This is a genomic window from Staphylococcus sp. HMSC055C03, from assembly GCF_001809385.1.
Taxonomy (GTDB): domain Bacteria; phylum Bacillota; class Bacilli; order Staphylococcales; family Staphylococcaceae; genus Staphylococcus; species Staphylococcus simulans.
This window is the reverse complement of sequence record NZ_KV797480.1, coordinates 1-1,356: the sequence shown is the minus strand read 5'-3', so window position 1 is coordinate 1,356 and position 1,356 is coordinate 1. Positions and strand designations below refer to the sequence as shown.

Here is a 1,356-nt window from a genome sequence, read left to right as displayed (position 1 = left end):
TTTTTTTGTTTTTGTTCAAACTCTTTACGAGTCATAACATCTTCAACACGCATGTTTACTTCAACTACTTGAAGACCAGTCATATATTTTACTTGTTCTTTAATTAAGTCTGTCACTTTATTGAAGATTTTTGGTGCTGATTCACCATATTCTAAAACTACTTTTAAGTCTACTGCAGTTTGTTTTTCTCCTACTTCTACTGAAACACCTTGTGTCACATTTTCAGTATTAGAGAATTGATTACTGATACTATCAACAAAGTTGCCTTTTAATGATAAGATACCGTTAACTTCACGTGCAGCAATACCTGAGATTTTTTCAATCACTTCATCTGCAAATGTTAATTTATTTTGGAATTTCGGTTGTTGGTTTTGTTGGTTTTCTTGTTGTTGCTGTTCCACTTTATTCACTCCAGTTTCTTGATCATATGCTTGTTTTGCTTTTGTATTATCTACTGCCATAGTACATTCTCCTTTTCAAACATATTATATTTCGTCTATACCCTTAAACTAATTTTTAAATTATAAATTAACTCCATCGATTTAAAAAGTTGAGAAATTGTTGCTTACGGTCTTTAATATACCCAATTCCTATTCCAATCAAACACAACACGATAATCAGGATGGTTTTCCAAAAGCCGAGTGTTAAGAATAAGATTGCGATAACTAAAAACACTAAAAATCCGACAATTCTACCAATATAACTTTTAATAAAATTCACCACGTGTTGTGTTGAATCATTTGGTTGTTGATTATTTTCGTTTGGCATCTGGGTCTCCCTCCTTTATAGTACTCTTGGACTTGATGGACTTTTCTGATCTTTCACATTAACCTCTAATTTTCTTACAGGAATTTCTGTGAAATATTCTACGTTTTTCTTAATATCTGTTCTGACATTTTCTGTTAAAGTTCGTGCATGAGTATCATCTGGTAAAAAGAAGTCCGCTTTTACATCTATGTACGACTTTTTCTTTTTACTGTAGCACTTCGTAACAACATTCGGTTGCATCAACTGCTCGTAATTAGCCATTGTGTCATACACGACTTTCTCGATTGATTTTCTTGAAATATATATATGACCATCTTTATAAAATTTATAAAGACCCGGCTTGCGATGTGTCGGCGCAAATAAGCTGAACACCAAAATAATACCTAACACAATTAACAGTCCAGCCAACGTAAAGAGTACTGGTAAGAACCATGCAAATGTCAGTAATTGTTGTTGGTAAGTTTCAACTTGTGGAATCTGCGGTACTTTAGCGAGCATAAACACTAACATTCCGACAACCACCACAATGATTAATCCTAAGATGAAATTCTTCAATCTTCTCACGGTGCTGCACCTCCTCATATCAAT

Annotated in this window: 3 protein-coding genes; all 3 read right to left on the bottom strand. The window is 33.4% G+C overall.

All coding sequences use genetic code 11. The features are described 5' to 3' along the window. The coding region (locus HMPREF2603_RS02925; protein ID WP_070501911.1) for an Asp23/Gls24 family envelope stress response protein at positions 1-461 on the bottom strand (461 nt) is incomplete at its 3' end. 67 nt (positions 462-528) lie between these two features. Further along, positions 529-768 carry a DUF2273 domain-containing protein gene (locus HMPREF2603_RS02920; protein WP_002479520.1) on the bottom strand — a complete coding sequence of 80 codons (240 nt, stop codon included), beginning with the start codon at positions 766-768 and terminating at the stop codon, positions 529-531. A 15-nt stretch (positions 769-783) separates the two neighbouring features. Continuing rightward, entirely contained in the window at positions 784-1,332 is a 549-nt protein-coding gene (amaP, locus tag HMPREF2603_RS02915; RefSeq protein WP_002479521.1) for an alkaline shock response membrane anchor protein AmaP, read from the bottom strand. Positions 1,333-1,356: the final 24 nt, after the last annotated feature.

Coding starts and splice junctions, on each gene's coding strand:
- HMPREF2603_RS02920 (WP_002479520.1), bottom strand. CDS start 768: ATGCCAAACGAAAATAATCAACAACCAAATGATTCAACACAACACGTG.